This is a genomic window from Flavobacterium sp. FlaQc-48 (assembly GCF_044007335.1).
In the GTDB taxonomy this organism is placed as follows: Bacteria; Bacteroidota; Bacteroidia; order Flavobacteriales; family Flavobacteriaceae; genus Flavobacterium.
Genome location: NZ_JBIPCR010000028.1, coordinates 36507 through 53955, shown reverse-complemented (window position 1 = coordinate 53955; position 17449 = coordinate 36507). Strand labels below are relative to the sequence as shown.

Here is a 17449-nt window from a genome sequence, read left to right as displayed (position 1 = left end):
AAATGGTTACTTACATTTATGAAAGCAAATAAAAAAGATTACCACCGTGATTTCAAACTCAAAGTCGTTAAGCTAAGCTTTGAAAAAGTGAAACTAGAAGACGTAGCTCGAAAATTCAACATAACATGCGCCTCGTTGTTGCACTGGAGAAAAAACTATATTATAAACGGCGAAGAAAATTTCTCTATTTTAGGAAAAACAGAGTTAACTCTCCAGGAAAAAAAAATATATGATCTTGAAATAAAAATTAGAAAGTTAGATATTGAATTTAAAATTATTAAAGGAGCAGCAGACTACCTTCAAAAAGGACCTCCTTTTATATTTGAATATATAGCTAAAAATGAACAAAGTTATTCAAGTTATATGATGTGTAAAATTCTTGGTGTAAACTTAGGAAGCTACAACAAATGGAAAAATGAATATGTTTCTGAAAGACAAAAATGGAAAATGATGGTTAAGCAAGAAATAGCAACGATATTTATATCATCTCAAAAGCGTTATGGATCTAGGCGCATAACAGCAGAGCTTCACAAATCGGGATACCAGTTATCTTCTAATACAGTGCTTATCTATATGCGAGAATTAAATCTGAGTGTTTCAGTAAAAAAATATAAATTAAGAACTTGAAAGTGTTTATCTTTAGGTTATCTCCAATCATTCCTGATAATTATTTAGTTACCGATGCATTGGAGTTTCCTCAAATTTTGCGCTAAAAAGCTAAGTTCCTTTTTAATGATATTTCACCAGTCTAAGTTTTCTGGCAGAATCGTGGCGTGCAACTCTTCACATGGTACTTAATTCATTAAAATCAAACTCTTCCAGATTGTGGTTCGAATTGCAGTGCGGACACAATTAGACTTATAATTATTCAGAAAGATTTTTGCTTTCGATTTTTTTTGATAAACTGGCAGATGAAAGACCAGACGAACAGGTCCTGCAGTCAATTATTTTAGAAAACTTGATTCTGCTGTATAATCAGGGTATGATTCTATTAGATGAAATGACTGACCGGAGCACTATCACTCCAAAAGGGCTTAAAGCTGCGGCCTTAACGGAAGACAATTGCAATAATGTGGCTGTAATTTCTTTTAACCCAAAAAAGTAAGATTTCCCTAAATAGCAGATGGCTGGAATACAAACTTTTTTACAAATAAGAATTCCCATTTCATCAGAAATTTCTAGGCGCTTTTTATAATATTCCGTGTCTGGACGCTTTAGCCTCCGAAGGATATTTTTTATTGATAAATAACATTAAAAAATTTTCAGCATAAAAAAAAACATTCTATATTTGCACCCGCAATGAGAAAATGATTGCGTCTTACTGGAGGAATGGCAGAGCGGTCGAATGCGGCAGTCTTGAAAACTGTTGACTGTAACAGGTCCGGGGGTTCGAATCCCTCTTCCTCCGCTGAAGGCTTAAAAGTTTAGTATGTATAGACTTATTGAAAAGGCCTTAAAAATTAGTAGCCCTGCAAATCATTAGATCTGCAGGGTTTTTATTTTTTATAGCTTTTCGCTATGAGAAAAAAAAAAGGATCAATACTAAAACCTGTAGAGTAACAAAAATTAAGCATAAATATTGCTGATTCTAAAAACTAGAATAAGTAATATCCTCTTCTGGCATGAAAATACTTCCACTTAACAATTTTCTATCAGTAATTACAGAAAGCACATTCCCTAAATGATTCGACAACTCATATTGTTTGTCTCCTACAAAACGGTAAGCTGTAATAGGCGCTCCAACTATAGTTGCTTTTCCTTCTCCTTGAGCCAGTCCTTCGCAGACATCACCTACACCATTAGCATTAGCGTCTTCCTGCAATGGGTTAGGGATTGTGGGGCAATTATCGCATACATCGCCTATACCGTCACCATCTGTATCGATCTGGTCAAAATTTGCGGTGAATTTGCAATTATCGCAACTGTCTCCTACCCCATCTCCATCGCTGTCAAGCTGGTCAAAGTTAGGAATATATTTACAATTATCACAGGCATCGCCTCTTCCGTCTTTATCAGTGTCTTCCTGCAATGGGTTAAATACATAAGGGCAATTGTCATTAATGTCTAAAAGTCCGTCGCCATCGCTATCATCAGCTCTTTTGCCACAATAACTTTGCGAAAAAATATCACTCCTTAATGTCGCTTTTTCCCCTGTTGTAGAAGTAGTTGCCGTACCTTTTCCTTCATCAAAACCAAAATAATTGGTTTTGATATCCTCCGGTTCCTGACCGCTATCTACTCTATAGGGATTCGTGCGGGAGCGGTGAAGTCAGGAGACATTCGCACAGCACACACAATAAATTTATTCTTTAACTAGAACTCTTCGAAGAGCTGGGGTCAGAAGACATTCGCACAGCACACACGACAAATTTATTTATTCTTTAGAACTCTTTGAAGAACTGGTATCATTTTTTAATATATCATCGTAATTAATTGTCCAAGCATATCCATCAAAATTTAATAAGTTGATTGTTGATTCTTTTTCAAAGATATTATTTTTTAAAGCATAAATATCTACAGTATTTTTGAACGAGGGATTATATGATATATAGTATAAATTCTGGCCACAATTGAAATCAGTTAATGGAAGTAAACTATCGCTACTTTGAAGCTCAGGAAAAGGAACTACTTTATTTTCCCGAATATTTATCAAAATTCCTAAAATTTGATTTCTTATATTAATATCTCTAGAATTACTTAAATATAATAAATAATAATCACTCCCAAGTAATTGAAAGTAATATCCTTTTGAAACACTATCAAACGTCTCTAAATAGTCAGAAGTTAGTTTATAATTATATGTGCTTATTGAAATATCTGATATGAATTTTTTTGTCTTCTTTATTTTTACCGTACTTAAATTATTCATTCTAAGACAATAAGAAATATTTTTTAATTCTTTAAATCTTATATTAGACTTACCTATTCTGTGATAATCAAAAATAGAATCATTTCTTTTATCTAATTTAGTCAATCCGTAACCATAATCGGTCAACCCGTGTTCAAGTAGCATTTTTTCCAAGCCAATATTTTTACCTTGAGAAAAACCTATGCTAATACTCAAACTAATAAACAGTGTCACAAATATTTTAATCATGATTTTTTCTTACTTGTTAATTTAGGTCTTTCTAATTTTATTTCTTCTATACAAGTACTACAATCTTTATTTGAGGGACTATTGTATGATTTTTTTGCCTTGTAAAAGTAATGAGTTGCGTTAACCCCATAAGCAGTTGTTTGGGATACTTTTGTAACTGTTGACCCTTTAGCACTCTGTCCAAGCGTATAAGTCATAGCGTTCGCACAGCTGTACACAACAAATTTATTTATTCATTAGAATTCTTTGAAGAGCAGGCTCTTCGAAGAGCTAGATTTTATTTTATAACTTTAAAATGTAAAAAATTACTATTATTATTTAATTACTATTATTAAAATAGTAAGCATAAATATAGATAGAAAAATGTAAAACAACAACGCTATTAATTTTTTAGTTTCATAATGATACTCAAGAAGTAGTTTATCGTTTAGTTTTAAAACATCACTTTTATCAAGTGAAATCATTTTTCCTTCAAAAGAACTTGTAAATGTTTTATGCTTTTCATAGAATTCAGGATGTTTTTTTTTAACATGAGATGACATTTTAAAAGCTAAATTTAGAAGTTTAGTAATATAGAAGGGATATAAAATAAATCCATAAATTAAAGATAAAAAATTGAAATATGGCACTTTCAGAATAATCAGAAGTCCTGTAATGATTGTTACACTTAAAAAACTAATATATAAATTACGTATATTCATCATTTATCCAATTTTTTATCAATCATTTGAACTGTTGTTTCCATAGTTTTAATATTTCCTTGCGTTGCTGTGATATTTGCATTAGCATTTTTTAAATCTTTTTTACCCTCGTTATATTGCTCTATAGCCCATTTCTTATGAAGCTCTCCATTTTGACCTTTGTAATAATCTGAAGTTTTAAACTTAGAAATTTTTTCTTTTGCATCTTTTATATTGGAAAGAGCCTCTTTTTTATCTTTTTGTACACTAGTTAATGTCTCCTTTGCACTTTTAATCTGACCTGATAAGGATTCCCTAGCACTTTGCAACAAAGTAGTATACTTAGCTAAATTTGAAATAGGTTTTATTTCAGTATTACTATAAGCATAGTCTACAGAAACAGGGAGAAGACCCGCACCTAAACCAAAGGAAAAATAACCTCCTATATATTCTCCTGAAGTAGCAAGTCCTACAGAAGCACCACCAGGTACCCCAATAAGTGTTGCATTAAAAGACGCTCCACCAGTATGTCTCCAACCAGATGCATCTCTAGGTTTTGTTTCAACCCAACAACCTCTTATAAACCCAAACACGAAAATAAAAATCAAAGGGCTAAGAACTAATATCGATTTAAAATTTGCCTTCATAACTACTCTACTTCTTGCGGAATTGCATTTGTTCCTGTTGTTATCAATACTTTAAAATATTCCCCAATAACTTTTCCTCCAAAACTTTCTCCTGAAAAATAATTATCTGTTGCCTTCCCAAAACGGTTGCTGAATATTGCAGAACCAGCCTGTGCCGACCATTTATTTAATGAATCTGGCACTTGAGGAACTTTGCCGCTAATAAGATCATTAGGAGTCCAAGTGAATGTCTCTCCGAAAACAGCAGGGTCAGGAGACATTCGCACAGCACAGCTACACTTCGTAGAGCGGACAATGCATTATTCATCCTCTTTATCAAGATTATAAAGCCCCTTACTTTGTTCAATAAATGCTTTCGTACTTTCTTTCATGTTATCAAGATCATCTAACCATAATTTAGAGTATAAAATATATTTTCTAGACTCACTTATTTTTAAATTATACAATCCTGATAATACAGCAGAAGCTTGATTGACATTTAAATAATATAAGGATTTTAAATCATATATAACGTCAATATAACTCTGCTTTTTTTCTTTTAAAGCTTTTATTATTTCCTCAAATTCTTCTCTTTTCATTAATATTTTGATAAATCATAAACTTTATTTTCTCCTTGAGTAGTTTCTGGTTTTGCTGCCGACCCATCTATTCTAAATCCTTTAAAATCAGCGGTCTTAAATCCTTGGTTTTTTGCCCATTTCAAAAGTGAATTTCTTATTTCCATAATACTTTTCATTCCTACTTTTCCTCCTTGTTCTTTGATAGGTCCAGGGTATAATTCAATGAATTTCCTTCACCTTTCAGTTCATCGTCCTTTTCCTGCCCTTGAAACCCGTATCTGTACGAATCTGAACTACCATGTCTGGTAGGAACAAGCATACCAAAAGGATAATAATCAGAATAACTCAACACATCGGGGCAATAAAATAATTCAACCATTTTTAACATCATCTTAATTTATTAAATCATTCGATTTTTCTTTTGGAACTACTTCAACAGTCACTTCATTCTCAATAAAAAAATCATAAAGCGGTTTTAAATCACCTCTATTCAAACACATAAACCAAATTTTCTTCTCTTTATCTAAAGAATTTAAATAGGTAATACCGACAGCCCCAGGGTCTCTAGAAGAAGGTAAAGCAATACAAACTGACTTAATCTGTTGCATATTTATAATTTCCTTTTCTTTTCTTAAAAAATATGATTTAATAATCTGTTTATCTATGATTTCAATTTGATATATAAAGTTTACAGAAAAAAGATAGGCTACATACAATAGGATTACAAAATATATAAGCAAATAAATCTGATTTGGCCTTGTAAATAATATGAAAGGTGCAAAACCTCCGCAAAGTAATATGTAAAACAAATTTAAGCTGTTGGTGTAAGAAGTTGTATATCTCATAATATTAATTTCTATCTTCCGCATTATTAACACTTTCTAACTCGCCAATGGAATCGGCAGTCCCTTTAGCAACATTAAAAGAGCTTTTTACAGCTTCTGTTCCTCCACTTGCACTTCCTAAACTATTTATAGAAAAGAATCTTGAAAGCCCTCGAATTACAGCCTTGAACGCATGGAATGATTGTTGCTTTTCCTTTGAATCCAGCTGGCTATCAATTAGTGAACTATTATTTTCTCCACCACCTGCAATCTCATCCACATCAAAAGCAAGAGAAACAATCGTTCCAACTTTTTCAATTTTTTGGAAATTTGTATATGCTTTCAAGCCTATCCTTTCCTCTAAAAACATAATTCTATATTGTTCTTCATCTATTTATAACAATACCCTATTGAAACACCTAATCTGATACATTACCAAACTATTAAATTTGTACCTCTAATCAATTTGATAATTCATTCGATTTTTCTTTTGGAAGAATTTCAACATTTAATCCGTTTTCTATAAAAAATTCATATAGCTTTTTTAAATCATTATTATCAAAACAGGCAAACCAAATTTTGTCCTCTTTTAATTTTTTTAGATAAACAATACTTATCGACGCTGTTCTATTGTAACCAGGCATTAGGATACAAACCGTTTTAATTTGCTCAAAATTTATAACCTCTTTCTTTTCTTTCAAAAAATTTGATTTAAAAATTTGAGTATCTATTATTTCAATTTCATATATCTGATGAATTGAAAAGAGGTATCCAATAAACAAAACAAAAATAATGTATATTGCTAAATATATTTTGTTTAGCTCTGGAAATATAATAAAAGGTAGGAAAAAACCAATAAGTAATATCCAAAATAAATTTAAACTGTTAGTGTAGGAAGTTGTATATCTCATCTTTTATTTTTTGTCTTCAGCATTATTAACACTTTGTAACTCACCAATAGCATCCGTAGTTCCTTTGAATGAACCTATTGCGCCTTTTACCGCCTCAGTGCCTCCACTTGCACTACCCAAACTTTTTATTGAAAAAAATCTCGAAAACCCACGCACAAAAGCTTTAAACGAGTGGAAAGATTGCTGTTGTCCCTTTGTTTGTAGTTGACTGTCAATTAATGAACTATTATTTTCTCCACCACCAGCGAGTTCATCTGCATCTAAAAATAAAGAGACAATTGTACCAACTTTTTCAATTTGTTCAAAATTTGTTACTGCTTTTACTGAAATACTCTCAAGTGCTAAAGGAGCTAAAACTCCTGTTTTATAATTACTGACTGTAGTTGCGTATTTACCTGACCCCTCAATTGATTTATCAGGTACTGGATAAATTGGATTAAAAGTTTTAATAGCTTTCATATAATTCCCCCAATTACTCTTTTTACCAACCTCTTTAGGGTAAATCCCAGCTTTATTCATGTTCAATTGTGATTTATCACCCGTAAAAATGGCCTTTACCATTCCGTCTGTACCATAAATATTGTATTGAGCTTGTGATTTGGTACCTGGCCAATCAGCATTAGGATAATTTCTTGTCGTATATTCTCGCTCTTTAAACATTTCATATTTACCTCCAGCTCCTTTGAAAACTCTGTAAACATGCATGTTCAAATGTTCAGCACCTTCAAGTTCGATACCGTCCATTACTCTATTCTCAGAAAACGCATAAGAAGAGTTCCAAGGATATTTTGAAGCCAGCGGGTCGATAGCAAAGAACCTACCAATTCTAGTGTCATGCATTCTAAAGGTATAGCTTATTGAGTTCCCTTCGCCTCTAATTTCATTATCCATTTCCTGACCCAGGAAGCCATACCAGTATTTTTTTTATAATTTAACTATCGCTTTAATAGCGGAAATAACTCTTTCTGCTTCCCAAGAAGGGATATTTTTCCCAAATCTAAATTCAGTTTCATCACTTTTAATTTCTATAGTTCCCTCACTTATTAAATATTGCATTTCTTTTTCAGCCGCACCAAATCCCAAATAATCCATCGTTTCATTATCTAATGGATGTTTGGTGAAATTTTCTTCCCCTACATACTTAATATGTCTTATTTCTTTAAGTTCAAATCTAGTTTCTTGAAATTTTCCCAAGCTTTTATAGACAACTTTTAAAATTGTCTCATCTACGATAACATATTCATCATAGAATGTGCTTGCTATATATTTCTTTGCAATTATATATAAGAGAATTGCCAATCCAAAAAACAATAGTGAAAAGAGTATATCTTCTTTGATTTGTAAAATGCCGATAAATGCAAAACCTCCTGTTGCTACAAGTGATAAAAAAGCTGTAAATCCAAAACCAAATTTTAAAATAGCTTTATTGTCTTTCTTTATATTAATCCTAGTTTCTGTATTTGTATTTTCCATTAATTTTTTTGTCCTTTTCTAATTTTAGCCGAGTTATTTTAATATTACCTTTCCCAATCTACTCCATTGTATTCAAAACTTTGTAAAGCTTTATATCCAACTATGCGAGTTGTATTGGATTTTAATTCAATTCCTAAGCTTCTCCTATCATAATTTTTAAAAAATCGGACTTGGTAAGAATTTTTAAAGATGGGATTCTCACAATTCAAGATAAGCTTAATTTTTCCAATACTATCAATTTGTATGTCCCATTTAGTATTATCCTCTTCATCTTCTGCAGGATATTTATAGATTTCAGGGATTGAAAAAAATCCCTTGCGAAAACTAAAATAATTTATTAGTAAATCATTTTTACAATCTTTATTATTAATTTCAAACTCATCAATAGCCCAATTACCTATAATTTTTTCAGAAATTACTTCTTTTTTAGATTGGCAAGATGATGTTAATATTAGAATACCAAAAATTAAGTATTTCAAAGATTTGATTATATGTTTTTTATTATTTAACATTAGTATTATCTTTTTTAGTTTGTGTTGTTCCTTTTTATTTTAATCTTTTTCGCTGCTGCATCTATCTTTCTTTTTTCTTGTTGCCCTTCCTTAGTTAAATCGTGATAAATCTCCATTCCTGCCTTTACGATTTCTTTAGTATATACTGGAGTACCATCCCCCCCATATAACATTACGTTGGCGATTAATGACAGATTTTTTGTATCTCTCATACCTGTAGGAATATATGTTTTTTGAGTAGATTTTAATGCCTTTTCTATAGCAGGCAAAACCTTTTTTGTTAATATATCCTGATGCTCAGCCAACAAATTAGCATCTTGAGTTATTAAATGATTTTTATACCATTTTAAACTTGTTGATATTATTGCAACTGCTACAGTAGCTTTATTTGCTTTTACTGAATTAGAGTAATTCAATTGTGTATCAATATTTCTTTTGAAGTTATATTTATTAGCATGATTTATTGATTCATTCTTTCCTCCAAAAACATCACTTTCATCAAGAATTCCTAAAGTTAAGTCTTGTTCTACAAACCCTATTTTAATATCTTCTTTTACAGAAGTTCCTTCATATATATAACGTCCCAAATAGATTAAGTCTTGTTTTGGAAATCTATATAAAAATCTATCCCAACTATCATAAACATTCGTATGAAGCATATTATAAGAAGCTTCATTAACGTTATCAACATTAATCATGGCAGCACCATAGGTCATTTTTATGCGAGACTCATTATGTCCTAAAAATTCCAATCCTTCCAATTCCATTCCATCAATAACTCTATTTTCAGCAAATGCATAAGGTGAGTTATGAGGATATTGTGGACTTAACGGGTCTAACGATAAGAAACGTCCAATCCTCGGGTCATGCATTCTAAAGGTATAATTCAATGAATTTCCTTCACCTTTCAGTTCATTATCCATTTCCTGACCTTGCAAGCCGTATCTATAAGTGTCTGAACTTCCAGGGTAGCTTTAGTTATTTATTCAATTTTCCTTGTTGTACTTTCATACCATTTTTTAAACTTATAAAGCTTAGATTTAGTAGTGTATACGTTACCATTAATTTTAATTATTTCATTGAAGATTGTGTCATTTGCAAATTCTTCAATAATTTTCGGGTCATTAATTTCTTCAGTTCCTTTTAATAATTGGCGACCATAAAGTAAAAAACTACAATCACTGATCCATTTTATTTTATATCTAACAACGTTTCCATTCCGAGTGAGTGTTTCAGTATGAAATCGATGGTTTCGTTGAATGACAACTTTACCACCAAATTTACTCTCCACTTCAAACTTGCCAGTTTTAAACTTATCGCAATCAAAAGATGTTTTACCCAAAAAAAGAATAATTATTAATAAATTAAGTTTCATCATCATTATTATATGTTTTTTCAATTCGAACTAATGTTTTTTTTATGTTCTGAAAATCAATGATTTTTCCATATTTTTATCCAAATTTCCACTTTCTTCCGTTAGCTGAAAGAGTCAATTACAGCGTTTTCTCGTTTTTATAGATGTTCTTTATTTTATTCTGCTTGCGGTGGTTCATACTTAAATCCAGCGTTAACAATCTCGGTTGAATCCGTGACCTCTTGGTCTAAATGTATTTTAGAATACTTGGGTTCAACACTTGATAAATCAACTCTATAGTACTTATTTATACTATTTCTTCTATCATAGTCAATATACTCCTCCGATGAATATTGGACATCATTTAGAAAGAAATGGTAACTAGCCTTGGTAAAGCTTTTTCCCAATTTTATATCATATACCTTGGCAATTGTAGTGAATTTATTTTTATTAATGATTTCATTATTCTTGCTTTCATTTCTATTTGAAAGATATATAAAGAAGGCAAATGTTAAACAAAAAAGAATAGCAAATGTTTTTTGGGTTCTAGTCATAATAATTATATTCAATAAAAGCCAAATCCCCGAATCATATCTAGTATTAGGTCTTCTTGTTTTAACGAATGCTCTTCAAGGCTCATCGTTGCTGAATTACCTCCATATCATGTGGCGGAATAATCAAAGGTACTTTAGGTTCTCCTAATATAAACCCAGCGTTAGCAATCTCGGTTGAATCCGTGACCTCTTGGTCTAAATGTATTTTAGAATACTTAGGTTCAACACTTGATAAATCAACTCTATAATATCTATTCAAATACTTACTTCCTGATTTGTGAATTGATTCCCATGATTCGTATTTAATTCCATCATAATAATAATAAAATTCAGCCGCAGTAAAACTTTTCTCTGGCTTTATTTCTGAAACTTTTGCAACTGTAATATATCTATATTTATCAATCATGTATTTTTTTTCTTTTTGATATTTTTGAGATAAAAACGTGGCAAAAACTAGTGCTGAGCAGGTTAAAACAATCAATATTTTTTGGCTTGTAGTCATATAAATTAAAATTTAGAATTAGTTTTTTTTCTATCAAATGACTTATCAATTTTAAAGTCTAATACTGAATCAGTAGAATTTTTCAAGTCAGTTCCTAGTTTCATTGTTGATGTACTTATGATACTACCAGCAGTATAATCCAATACATTTTTGGCAGGTTTGTACATCTGTGAAGAAGTTTCGAATTTAGCTCCTATTTGAGCTCCTACAAAATTAGCTACAAAAGTTGAAAAAAAAGTTGAATCAAAATTGTTTGTATCCCATCCGTTCTCCATTGTAAAACTTATATTGGATTGTCCAAGATTAGAGAGCAAGGGATTTCCTAGAATTGTTGCAAAACCAGTTTGTGCGATGTTAAATTTACTAAAACCCCCATTATAGGCAATTTGACCAGTAGCATCTGCAAGACCACTTATTACTGCTTTTGTTCCAGTTGCATGAAGTAAAGGAGCACCAAAATAACCACCTGCATCAAGCATAGCTGCTGAGGCTGTTCCTCCAACACCACCTGCAAAATAACCCGCTGTTGCCGTTGTGCCATACCAAGTAGAATAAGCTTCATAAGCTACTCCTACTTGAGGAATTCCATAAGCGGCTCCCGCCAATAGTGGCGGAGCAGAAACAGCTAGAGCCGCACTTTTCCCTGCAAAACTTAATCCATGTGCTCCAGGGTATCTTTGAGGATTATTTTTAATTTTAGAAGGTAAAGGAAAAAGTATTGACATAATAACACTTCCTGCATTTGTTCCAGATTCTTCTAAACCTTCTAATTCTACAAATTGAATTACCTTATTTCCGCTAAAACTATACGGAGTATACCATGGGTATTTTTTTGTTAGTGGGTCGATAGCGAAGAATCTACCAATCCTCGGGTCGTGTATCCTAAAGGTATAATTCAATGAATTTCCTTCACCTTTCAGTTCATCGTCCTTTTCCTGCCCTTGAAACCCATAACGATAGCTATCGCTTTGTCCATGTCTAGTTGGCACTTGCATTCCAAAAGGATAATAATCAGAATAACTCAACACATCGGGGCAGTAAAATAATTCAACCATTTTTAACATCATCTTAATTTATTAAATCATTCGATTTTTCTTTTGGAACTACTTCAACAGTCACTTCATTCTCAATAAAAAAATCATAAAGCGGTTTTAAATCACCTCTATTCAAACACATAAACCAAATTTTCTTCTCTTTATCTAAAGAATTTAAATAGGTAAAACCGACAGCCCCAGGGTCTCTAGAAGAAGGTAGAGCAATACAAACTGACTTAATCTGTTGCATATTTATAATTTCCTTTTCTTTTCTTAAAAAATATGATTTAATAATCTGTTTATCTATGATTTCAATTTGATATATAAAATGTACTGAAAAAAGATATGCTATATATAAAAGCACTACAAAATAAATAATTAAATAAATCTGATTTTGTTCTGGAAATATTATAAACGGTGAAGAAAATCCGAAAAGTAATATCCAAAACAAATTTAAACTGTTGGTATAGGAAGTTGTATATCTCATCTTTTTAATTTTTATTTTCTATTTTCAGCATTATTAACACTTTGTAACTCACCAGTAGCATCAGTAGTTCCTTTAAAAACATTCAGAGAACCTTTTACAGCCTCTGTACCACCACTTGCACTGCCTAAACTATTAATAGAAAAGAATCGTGCAAAACCTCGAACGAAAGCTTTAACAGCGTGAAATACTTGTTGCTGTCCTTTCGTCTCCAATTGGCTATCAATTAGCGAACTATGATTTTCTCCTCCACCAGCAATCTCATCCACATCAAAAGCAAGAGAAACAATCGTTCCAACCTTTTCAACTTTTTGAAAATTTGTCACGGCTTGTATTCCGACACTTTCAAGTGCCAGAGGTGCCATAACTGCGGTTTTATAATTGCTGACCGTTGTTGCATATTTGCCAGAACCCTCAATTGATTTATCAGGTACTGGATAAATTGGATTAAAAGTTTTAATAGCTTTCATATAATTCCCCCAATTACTCTTTTTACCGACCTCTTTGGGATTAATTCCAGCCTTATTCATGTTCAATTGTGATTTATCACCCGTAAAAATGGCCTTTACCATTCCGTCTGTACCATAAATATTGTATTGAGCTTGTGATTTGGTACCTGGCCAATCAGCATTAGGATAATTTCTTGTCGTATATTCTCGCTCTTTAAACATTTCATATTTACCTCCAGCTCCTTTAAAAACTCTGTAAACATGCATGTTCAAATGTTCAGCACCTTCAAGTTCGATACCGTCCATTACTCTATTCTCAGAAAACGCATAAGAAGAGTTCCAAGGATATTTTGAAGCCAGCGGGTCGATAGCAAAGAACCTACCAATCCTCGGGTCATATAAAAAAGAATCTACATTTTTTTTCTCTGTTTTTCCTTGTTCATTCATACCTAATATCGTTAATCTTATAAATAATATAAGGCATCCGAATAATAGTAATGCACTTATAATAATTCCTAGGGTTGGCATTCTTATTTTTTTTTTATATTAACTAAATCCTATACTTCTCTTACTAAAACATATGTCATGTCTAAACTCAAAATCTTCTTTAACCTAATCCTTTTGTTAAAATTAAATTAGCATTTTTTGAATCCAAATAAAGATAGATATCATCTTTCTCAATGAAAACCTATAAAAGAAAAATGATTAATCCACCAAGTCGATGGCTTTTTCTATTATAAAACCTAATACCAGAATCATATCCAGTATTAGGTTTTCTTGTTTTAATAGATGCTCTTATTTTTTCAGACTTTCTTCATACTCTTGAGGCGTATTATACTTCAACATAGAACGCATTGCTTCAATATAAGTATCCTCACTATCCAAACTTAATTGTATTATATAAGATTCTCCTGTATCTTGAATTGTATCAATATGCATATTATAAATACCATTAAATCTCTTTTCTTCACAATTTCGAATATTGATTTTCAAAGTATCGATATCTTTAAAAATCTTGTAATCAGTGGAGACAAACCTACTTTCCCTATTATCTCTTTTAATTATCCATAAATGATTATGATTTTCAAAACCTATTACATCATATCTCTTTAGGGTTAAATCTTCATTCTTATAATAAAATTTTTCAATACTCCATTCACCTTTTACCATATCAAAATATATGTTTTTTTGATTGGTACTACAAGAAACTATTGCATAGAATAAAATAAACACTAATATCTTTTTCATATCTTAATTCGATTTTTTAACTGGTATGGAAGTATCTGAATTTTCAACAGGAACAGTCCAGCTATTTACATTATTAATTTGTTCTACCTGAGCTTTAAAATTTAACAATCGGAATTTAGCAACAGGAAGAGATACTTCATTAATAATTTTTTCAGCTGTTTCTCTTATTTTTCTTCCTTCATTTCCATTTCCTCCAAACAACACAATATTTGCAATATCGGTCATATCTTTGATGTTTACATTTTCTTTTTTGATTATGCCCTTTTTAACAGCATATTTCAAATCACTTAAAACTTGACCGACAATCGGATTATTAGAATTTAAAACTTTTCCGCTCCAACTATCTTTTATTTCCCATGAACGCATCTGTTTATCAAGAGCAATTTTATCATCTACCATGGCTTTTGTGTCTATAAAGTCTTTTATTCCTTTATAAATATCATAAGTTAATAAGATAGCCATTGCACCTCCTTTTGCAGGCATTGGTGTCGGTTCATAAGTTTTACCGAATGAGGAATTTGAAACAAAATCTTTGTTACCAAATTTTTGTCTTCTGTCTATTTCGCCATTACCTTTATTATATCTTACATCCTTATTCAGTTGATAATTACTGTCTGTGAAAGTTCCATCACTATTACCACTAAGATTATCAGCATTATTATAACTAGCTGTTAATCCAAAGATATTTTTTGATGCCGCACCACTAGTTGAAATATTTACTAAAGGAAAATTTTCTCTATACGTTTTTTGGAAATTATCGTTAAAGTTTTCTAGTTTTATCTGAAGTCTTCCAGATGTAAATTCAACTCTTGCTTCATGAAAACTTAAATATTCTAATCCTTCAAGCTCCATTCCATCAATAACTCTGTTCTCACTAAATGCATAAGGTGAGTTATGAGGATATAATCTAGTCAACGGATCTATTGATAAAAACCTACCAATCCTCGGGTCATGCATTCTAAAGGTATAGTTTATTGAGTTCCCTTCGCCTCTAATTTCATTATCCATTTCCTGACCCTGGAAGCCATATCTGTACGAATCTGAACTACCATGTCTGGTAGGAACAAGCATACCAAAAGGATAATAATCAGAATAACTAAGAACGTCTGGCATGAAAATACTTCCACTTAACAATTTTCTATCAGTAATTACAGAAAGCACATTCCCTAAATGATTCGACAACTCATATTGTTTGTCTCCAACAAAACGGTAAGCTGTAATAGGCGCTCCAACTATAGTTGCTTTTCCTTCGCCTTGAGCCAATCCTTCGCACACATCACCTACACCATTAGCATTAGCGTCTTCCTGCAATGGGTTAGGGATCGTAGGGCAATTATCGCATACATCGCCTATACCGTCACCATCTGTATCGATCTGATCGGCGGTTTCTTATTTCTAGTCTTTGTAGATTATCGTTGCGGGTGCGAAGTCAGGAGACATTCGCACAGCACACACAATAAATTTATTCTTTAACTAGAACTCTTCGAAGAGCTGGGGAACTCCATAACCAGCCCCAACCAACAAAGGAGGAGCAGAAACAGCTAGAGTTAAAAATATTTACTCTTTTCCTTTATTTTTTAGACTCTCTTCATACTCTTGAGGCGTATTATATTTTAACCTAGGTCGAATTGCTTGAATATATGAATCTTCTTTATCTAAAGCTAATTGTATCAAGTATGACTCTCCATCATCTCGAATTGTATCAAGGTAAAAATTATAAATACCGTCAAATCTTTTGTCTTCACAATTTTTAATACTCATTTTTAACGTGTCTAAATCCTTGAAAATTTTATAATCAGAAGATATAAAATTGTTGGAACGATCTTCTCCTTTCATTATCCAGGAATGGTTGTGTTTTTCAAAACCCATTAAGTAATGTCCAGTTGAACTTATATCCTCTTCTTTATAATAAAGTTTTGTAATTTGCCATTCACCTTTTACCATTTCAAAATATTTATCATTTATTGAAGAGCAAGAAACTACTATCAGTACTATTAAAATTAAACTTTTTTTCATGTCTATTTTACTTTAGCATTAGTTTTTTCCATTTTCTCCATTTCGCTAATTTGAGATTTTTTTTGTAGAAACCTAAATTTAGCCACAGGAGCAGAAACCTCATTAATTATTTTTTCTGCTGTTTCTCTAATTTTTGGTGCTTCATTACCGTTTCCTCCAAACAATACGATATTTGCAATATCGGTCATATCCTTAATGTTTTGGTTTTCTTTTTTGATGACGCCTTTTTTAACAGCATTATCAATATCCATTAAAACTTGAAAGACTATTGATTTATTTGAATTTAAAGTTTTTCCACTCCAGCTATCTTTTACGTCCCATGAACGTGTCTGCTTATCAAGAGCAATTTTATCATCTACCATGGCTTTTGTATCAACAAAGTCTTTTATTCCTTTGTAAATATCATAAATTAAAAATATAGCCATTGCTTGCCCTTTTGCGGGAATTGGAGTTGGTTCATAAGTTTTACCAAATGAGGAATTTGAAACAAAATCTTTGTTACCAAATTTTTGTCTTCTGTCTATTTCGCCATTACCTTTATTATATCTTACATCCTTATTCAGTTGATAATTACTGTCTGTGAAAGTTCCATCACTATTACCACTAAAATTATCAGCATTATTATAACTAGCTGTTAATCCAAAGATATTTTTTGATGCCGCACCACTAGTTGAAATATTTACTAAAGGAAAATTTTCTCTATACGTTTTTTGGAAATTATCGTTAAAGTTTTCTAGTTTTATCTGAAGTCTTCCAGATGTAAATTCAACTCTTGCTTCATGAAAACTAAGATATTCCAATCCTTCCAATTCCATTCCGTCAATAACTCTGTTTTCACTAAAGGCGTAAGGTGAGTTATGGGGATACGATTTTGTTAATGGGTCAACTGATAGGAAACGTCCAATCCTCGGGTCATGCATTCTAAAGGTATAATTCAATGAATTTCCTTCACCTTTCAGTTCATCGTCCTTTTCCTGCCCTTGAAACCCATAACGATAGCTATCGCTTTGTCCATGTCTAGTTGGCACTTGCATTCCAAAAGGATAATAATCAGAATAACTCAACACATCGGGGCAGTAAAATAATTCAACCATTTTTAACATC

27 protein-coding genes, 1 tRNA gene and 2 pseudogenes are annotated in these 17449 nt (G+C 31.7%); 3 read left to right on the top strand and 27 right to left on the bottom strand.

Annotated elements, in window-relative coordinates:
- Positions 1–18 precede the first annotated feature (18 nt).
- From ACHRWY_RS26650 to ACHRWY_RS26640, 3 genes are all read left to right on the top strand, one after another.
- Positions 19–627, top strand: a complete 609-nt coding sequence (locus ACHRWY_RS26650) for an IS3 family transposase (RefSeq protein ID WP_395358905.1) — start codon at positions 19–21, stop codon at positions 625–627.
- A 253-nt stretch (positions 628–880) separates the two neighbouring features.
- Entirely contained in the window at positions 881–1105 is a 225-nt protein-coding gene (locus tag ACHRWY_RS26645; protein WP_395358903.1) for a hypothetical protein, read from the top strand.
- A gap of 218 nt (positions 1106–1323) precedes the next feature.
- Positions 1324–1408, top strand: a tRNA-Ser gene (locus tag ACHRWY_RS26640).
- A 180-nt stretch (positions 1409–1588) separates the two neighbouring features.
- Here the strand turns inward: ACHRWY_RS26640 and ACHRWY_RS26635 are convergent.
- The 27 genes and pseudogenes from ACHRWY_RS26635 to ACHRWY_RS26505 form a co-directional block, all read right to left on the bottom strand.
- Positions 1589–2029 (bottom strand): thrombospondin type 3 repeat-containing protein, encoded by a 441-nt coding sequence (locus tag ACHRWY_RS26635; RefSeq protein WP_395358901.1) that lies wholly within the window; start codon positions 2027–2029, stop codon positions 1589–1591.
- Between the two features lie 3 nt (positions 2030–2032).
- Positions 2033–2125, bottom strand: a pseudogene (locus ACHRWY_RS26630) (thrombospondin type 3 repeat-containing protein); the annotation flags it as partial.
- A gap of 249 nt (positions 2126–2374) precedes the next feature.
- On the bottom strand, positions 2375–3097 hold the full coding sequence (locus ACHRWY_RS26625; protein ID WP_395358899.1) for a hypothetical protein: 723 nt from the start codon (positions 3095–3097) through the stop codon (positions 2375–2377).
- Positions 3098–3411: 314 nt separating this feature from the next.
- Positions 3412–3801 (bottom strand): hypothetical protein, encoded by a 390-nt coding sequence (locus tag ACHRWY_RS26620; protein WP_395358898.1) that lies wholly within the window; start codon positions 3799–3801, stop codon positions 3412–3414.
- Entirely contained in the window at positions 3798–4424 is a 627-nt protein-coding gene (locus ACHRWY_RS26615) for a hypothetical protein (RefSeq protein ID WP_395358896.1), read from the bottom strand. The genes ACHRWY_RS26620 and ACHRWY_RS26615 overlap by 4 nt, the downstream gene beginning before the upstream one ends.
- A gap of 2 nt (positions 4425–4426) precedes the next feature.
- Positions 4427–4606 (bottom strand): hypothetical protein, encoded by a 180-nt coding sequence (locus tag ACHRWY_RS26610; protein ID WP_395358894.1) that lies wholly within the window; start codon positions 4604–4606, stop codon positions 4427–4429.
- A gap of 117 nt (positions 4607–4723) precedes the next feature.
- Complete coding sequence (locus tag ACHRWY_RS26605; RefSeq protein WP_395358892.1) at positions 4724–5002, bottom strand: hypothetical protein; 279 nt, start codon at positions 5000–5002, stop codon at positions 4724–4726.
- Positions 5002–5148, bottom strand: a complete 147-nt coding sequence (locus tag ACHRWY_RS26600; protein ID WP_395358890.1) for a hypothetical protein — start codon at positions 5146–5148, stop codon at positions 5002–5004. The genes ACHRWY_RS26605 and ACHRWY_RS26600 overlap by 1 nt, the downstream gene beginning before the upstream one ends.
- Positions 5149–5162: 14 nt before the next feature.
- Positions 5163–5363, bottom strand: coding sequence for a hypothetical protein (locus ACHRWY_RS26595; RefSeq protein WP_395358888.1), 201 nt, complete (start codon positions 5361–5363; stop codon positions 5163–5165).
- 13 nt (positions 5364–5376) lie between these two features.
- Positions 5377–5829: a hypothetical protein gene (locus ACHRWY_RS26590; RefSeq protein WP_395358886.1), complete on the bottom strand. Its 453-nt coding sequence runs from the start codon at positions 5827–5829 to the stop codon at positions 5377–5379.
- A gap of 4 nt (positions 5830–5833) precedes the next feature.
- Positions 5834–6178 (bottom strand): hypothetical protein, encoded by a 345-nt coding sequence (locus ACHRWY_RS26585; RefSeq protein ID WP_395358884.1) that lies wholly within the window; start codon positions 6176–6178, stop codon positions 5834–5836.
- A 91-nt stretch (positions 6179–6269) separates the two neighbouring features.
- Entirely contained in the window at positions 6270–6719 is a 450-nt protein-coding gene (locus tag ACHRWY_RS26580) for a hypothetical protein (protein WP_395358882.1), read from the bottom strand.
- A gap of 3 nt (positions 6720–6722) precedes the next feature.
- Positions 6723–7610, bottom strand: coding sequence for a hypothetical protein (locus ACHRWY_RS26575; RefSeq protein ID WP_395358880.1), 888 nt, complete (start codon positions 7608–7610; stop codon positions 6723–6725).
- A 33-nt stretch (positions 7611–7643) separates the two neighbouring features.
- On the bottom strand, positions 7644–8192 hold the full coding sequence (locus ACHRWY_RS26570; protein ID WP_395358878.1) for a hypothetical protein: 549 nt from the start codon (positions 8190–8192) through the stop codon (positions 7644–7646).
- 44 nt (positions 8193–8236) lie between these two features.
- Entirely contained in the window at positions 8237–8704 is a 468-nt protein-coding gene (locus tag ACHRWY_RS26565; protein ID WP_395358876.1) for a hypothetical protein, read from the bottom strand.
- A gap of 14 nt (positions 8705–8718) precedes the next feature.
- Positions 8719–9627 carry a hypothetical protein gene (locus tag ACHRWY_RS26560; RefSeq protein ID WP_395358874.1) on the bottom strand — a complete coding sequence of 303 codons (909 nt, stop codon included), beginning with the start codon at positions 9625–9627 and terminating at the stop codon, positions 8719–8721.
- A gap of 59 nt (positions 9628–9686) precedes the next feature.
- Positions 9687–10085, bottom strand: a complete 399-nt coding sequence (locus tag ACHRWY_RS26555; RefSeq protein ID WP_395358872.1) for a hypothetical protein — start codon at positions 10083–10085, stop codon at positions 9687–9689.
- Positions 10086–10234: 149 nt separating this feature from the next.
- The gene (locus tag ACHRWY_RS26550) at positions 10235–10612 is read right to left on the bottom strand and encodes a hypothetical protein (protein ID WP_395358870.1); all 378 of its coding nucleotides are present in this window, start codon (positions 10610–10612) and stop codon (positions 10235–10237) included.
- An 82-nt stretch (positions 10613–10694) separates the two neighbouring features.
- The gene (locus ACHRWY_RS26545; RefSeq protein ID WP_395358868.1) at positions 10695–11114 is read right to left on the bottom strand and encodes a hypothetical protein; all 420 of its coding nucleotides are present in this window, start codon (positions 11112–11114) and stop codon (positions 10695–10697) included.
- 5 nt (positions 11115–11119) lie between these two features.
- Positions 11120–12169 carry an RHS repeat-associated core domain-containing protein gene (locus tag ACHRWY_RS26540; RefSeq protein ID WP_395358866.1) on the bottom strand — a complete coding sequence of 350 codons (1050 nt, stop codon included), beginning with the start codon at positions 12167–12169 and terminating at the stop codon, positions 11120–11122.
- Between the two features lie 13 nt (positions 12170–12182).
- The gene (locus ACHRWY_RS26535) at positions 12183–12635 is read right to left on the bottom strand and encodes a hypothetical protein (protein WP_395358864.1); all 453 of its coding nucleotides are present in this window, start codon (positions 12633–12635) and stop codon (positions 12183–12185) included.
- 11 nt (positions 12636–12646) lie between these two features.
- Positions 12647–13528 carry a hypothetical protein gene (locus ACHRWY_RS26530; RefSeq protein ID WP_395358862.1) on the bottom strand — a complete coding sequence of 294 codons (882 nt, stop codon included), beginning with the start codon at positions 13526–13528 and terminating at the stop codon, positions 12647–12649.
- Between the two features lie 348 nt (positions 13529–13876).
- Entirely contained in the window at positions 13877–14329 is a 453-nt protein-coding gene (locus ACHRWY_RS26525; protein WP_395358860.1) for a hypothetical protein, read from the bottom strand.
- A 3-nt stretch (positions 14330–14332) separates the two neighbouring features.
- The gene (locus ACHRWY_RS26520) at positions 14333–15640 is read right to left on the bottom strand and encodes an RHS repeat domain-containing protein (protein ID WP_395358858.1); all 1308 of its coding nucleotides are present in this window, start codon (positions 15638–15640) and stop codon (positions 14333–14335) included.
- Positions 15641–15703: pseudogene (locus ACHRWY_RS26515) on the bottom strand (thrombospondin type 3 repeat-containing protein); the annotation flags it as partial.
- Between the two features lie 183 nt (positions 15704–15886).
- Positions 15887–16345, bottom strand: a complete 459-nt coding sequence (locus ACHRWY_RS26510; protein WP_395358856.1) for a hypothetical protein — start codon at positions 16343–16345, stop codon at positions 15887–15889.
- A 2-nt stretch (positions 16346–16347) separates the two neighbouring features.
- On the bottom strand, positions 16348–17439 hold the full coding sequence (locus ACHRWY_RS26505) for an RHS repeat domain-containing protein (protein WP_395358854.1): 1092 nt from the start codon (positions 17437–17439) through the stop codon (positions 16348–16350).
- Between the last annotated feature and the right edge of the window lie 10 nt (positions 17440–17449).

Bases quoted from the DNA above. Each gene is read 5' to 3' on its own strand.
- ACHRWY_RS26650 (WP_395358905.1), top strand. From the start codon at position 19: ATGAAAGCAAATAAAAAAGATTACCACCGTGATTTCAAACTCAAAGTC.
- ACHRWY_RS26625 (WP_395358899.1), bottom strand. From the start codon at position 3,097: ATGATTAAAATATTTGTGACACTGTTTATTAGTTTGAGTATTAGCATA.
- ACHRWY_RS26620 (WP_395358898.1), bottom strand. From the start codon at position 3,801: ATGATGAATATACGTAATTTATATATTAGTTTTTTAAGTGTAACAATC.
- ACHRWY_RS26615 (WP_395358896.1), bottom strand. From the start codon at position 4,424: ATGAAGGCAAATTTTAAATCGATATTAGTTCTTAGCCCTTTGATTTTT.
- ACHRWY_RS26605 (WP_395358892.1), bottom strand. From the start codon at position 5,002: ATGAAAAGAGAAGAATTTGAGGAAATAATAAAAGCTTTAAAAGAAAAA.
- ACHRWY_RS26600 (WP_395358890.1), bottom strand. From the start codon at position 5,148: ATGGAAATAAGAAATTCACTTTTGAAATGGGCAAAAAACCAAGGATTT.
- ACHRWY_RS26595 (WP_395358888.1), bottom strand. From the start codon at position 5,363: ATGGTTGAATTATTTTATTGCCCCGATGTGTTGAGTTATTCTGATTAT.
- ACHRWY_RS26590 (WP_395358886.1), bottom strand. From the start codon at position 5,829: ATGAGATATACAACTTCTTACACCAACAGCTTAAATTTGTTTTACATA.
- ACHRWY_RS26585 (WP_395358884.1), bottom strand. From the start codon at position 6,178: ATGTTTTTAGAGGAAAGGATAGGCTTGAAAGCATATACAAATTTCCAA.
- ACHRWY_RS26580 (WP_395358882.1), bottom strand. From the start codon at position 6,719: ATGAGATATACAACTTCCTACACTAACAGTTTAAATTTATTTTGGATA.
- ACHRWY_RS26575 (WP_395358880.1), bottom strand. From the start codon at position 7,610: ATGGATAATGAAATTAGAGGCGAAGGGAACTCAATAAGCTATACCTTT.
- ACHRWY_RS26570 (WP_395358878.1), bottom strand. From the start codon at position 8,192: ATGGAAAATACAAATACAGAAACTAGGATTAATATAAAGAAAGACAAT.
- ACHRWY_RS26565 (WP_395358876.1), bottom strand. From the start codon at position 8,704: ATGTTAAATAATAAAAAACATATAATCAAATCTTTGAAATACTTAATT.
- ACHRWY_RS26560 (WP_395358874.1), bottom strand. From the start codon at position 9,627: ATGGATAATGAACTGAAAGGTGAAGGAAATTCATTGAATTATACCTTT.
- ACHRWY_RS26555 (WP_395358872.1), bottom strand. From the start codon at position 10,085: ATGATGATGAAACTTAATTTATTAATAATTATTCTTTTTTTGGGTAAA.
- ACHRWY_RS26550 (WP_395358870.1), bottom strand. From the start codon at position 10,612: ATGACTAGAACCCAAAAAACATTTGCTATTCTTTTTTGTTTAACATTT.
- ACHRWY_RS26545 (WP_395358868.1), bottom strand. From the start codon at position 11,114: ATGACTACAAGCCAAAAAATATTGATTGTTTTAACCTGCTCAGCACTA.
- ACHRWY_RS26540 (WP_395358866.1), bottom strand. From the start codon at position 12,169: ATGGTTGAATTATTTTACTGCCCCGATGTGTTGAGTTATTCTGATTAT.
- ACHRWY_RS26535 (WP_395358864.1), bottom strand. From the start codon at position 12,635: ATGAGATATACAACTTCCTATACCAACAGTTTAAATTTGTTTTGGATA.
- ACHRWY_RS26530 (WP_395358862.1), bottom strand. From the start codon at position 13,528: ATGAATGAACAAGGAAAAACAGAGAAAAAAAATGTAGATTCTTTTTTA.
- ACHRWY_RS26525 (WP_395358860.1), bottom strand. From the start codon at position 14,329: ATGAAAAAGATATTAGTGTTTATTTTATTCTATGCAATAGTTTCTTGT.
- ACHRWY_RS26510 (WP_395358856.1), bottom strand. From the start codon at position 16,345: ATGAAAAAAAGTTTAATTTTAATAGTACTGATAGTAGTTTCTTGCTCT.
- ACHRWY_RS26505 (WP_395358854.1), bottom strand. From the start codon at position 17,439: ATGGTTGAATTATTTTACTGCCCCGATGTGTTGAGTTATTCTGATTAT.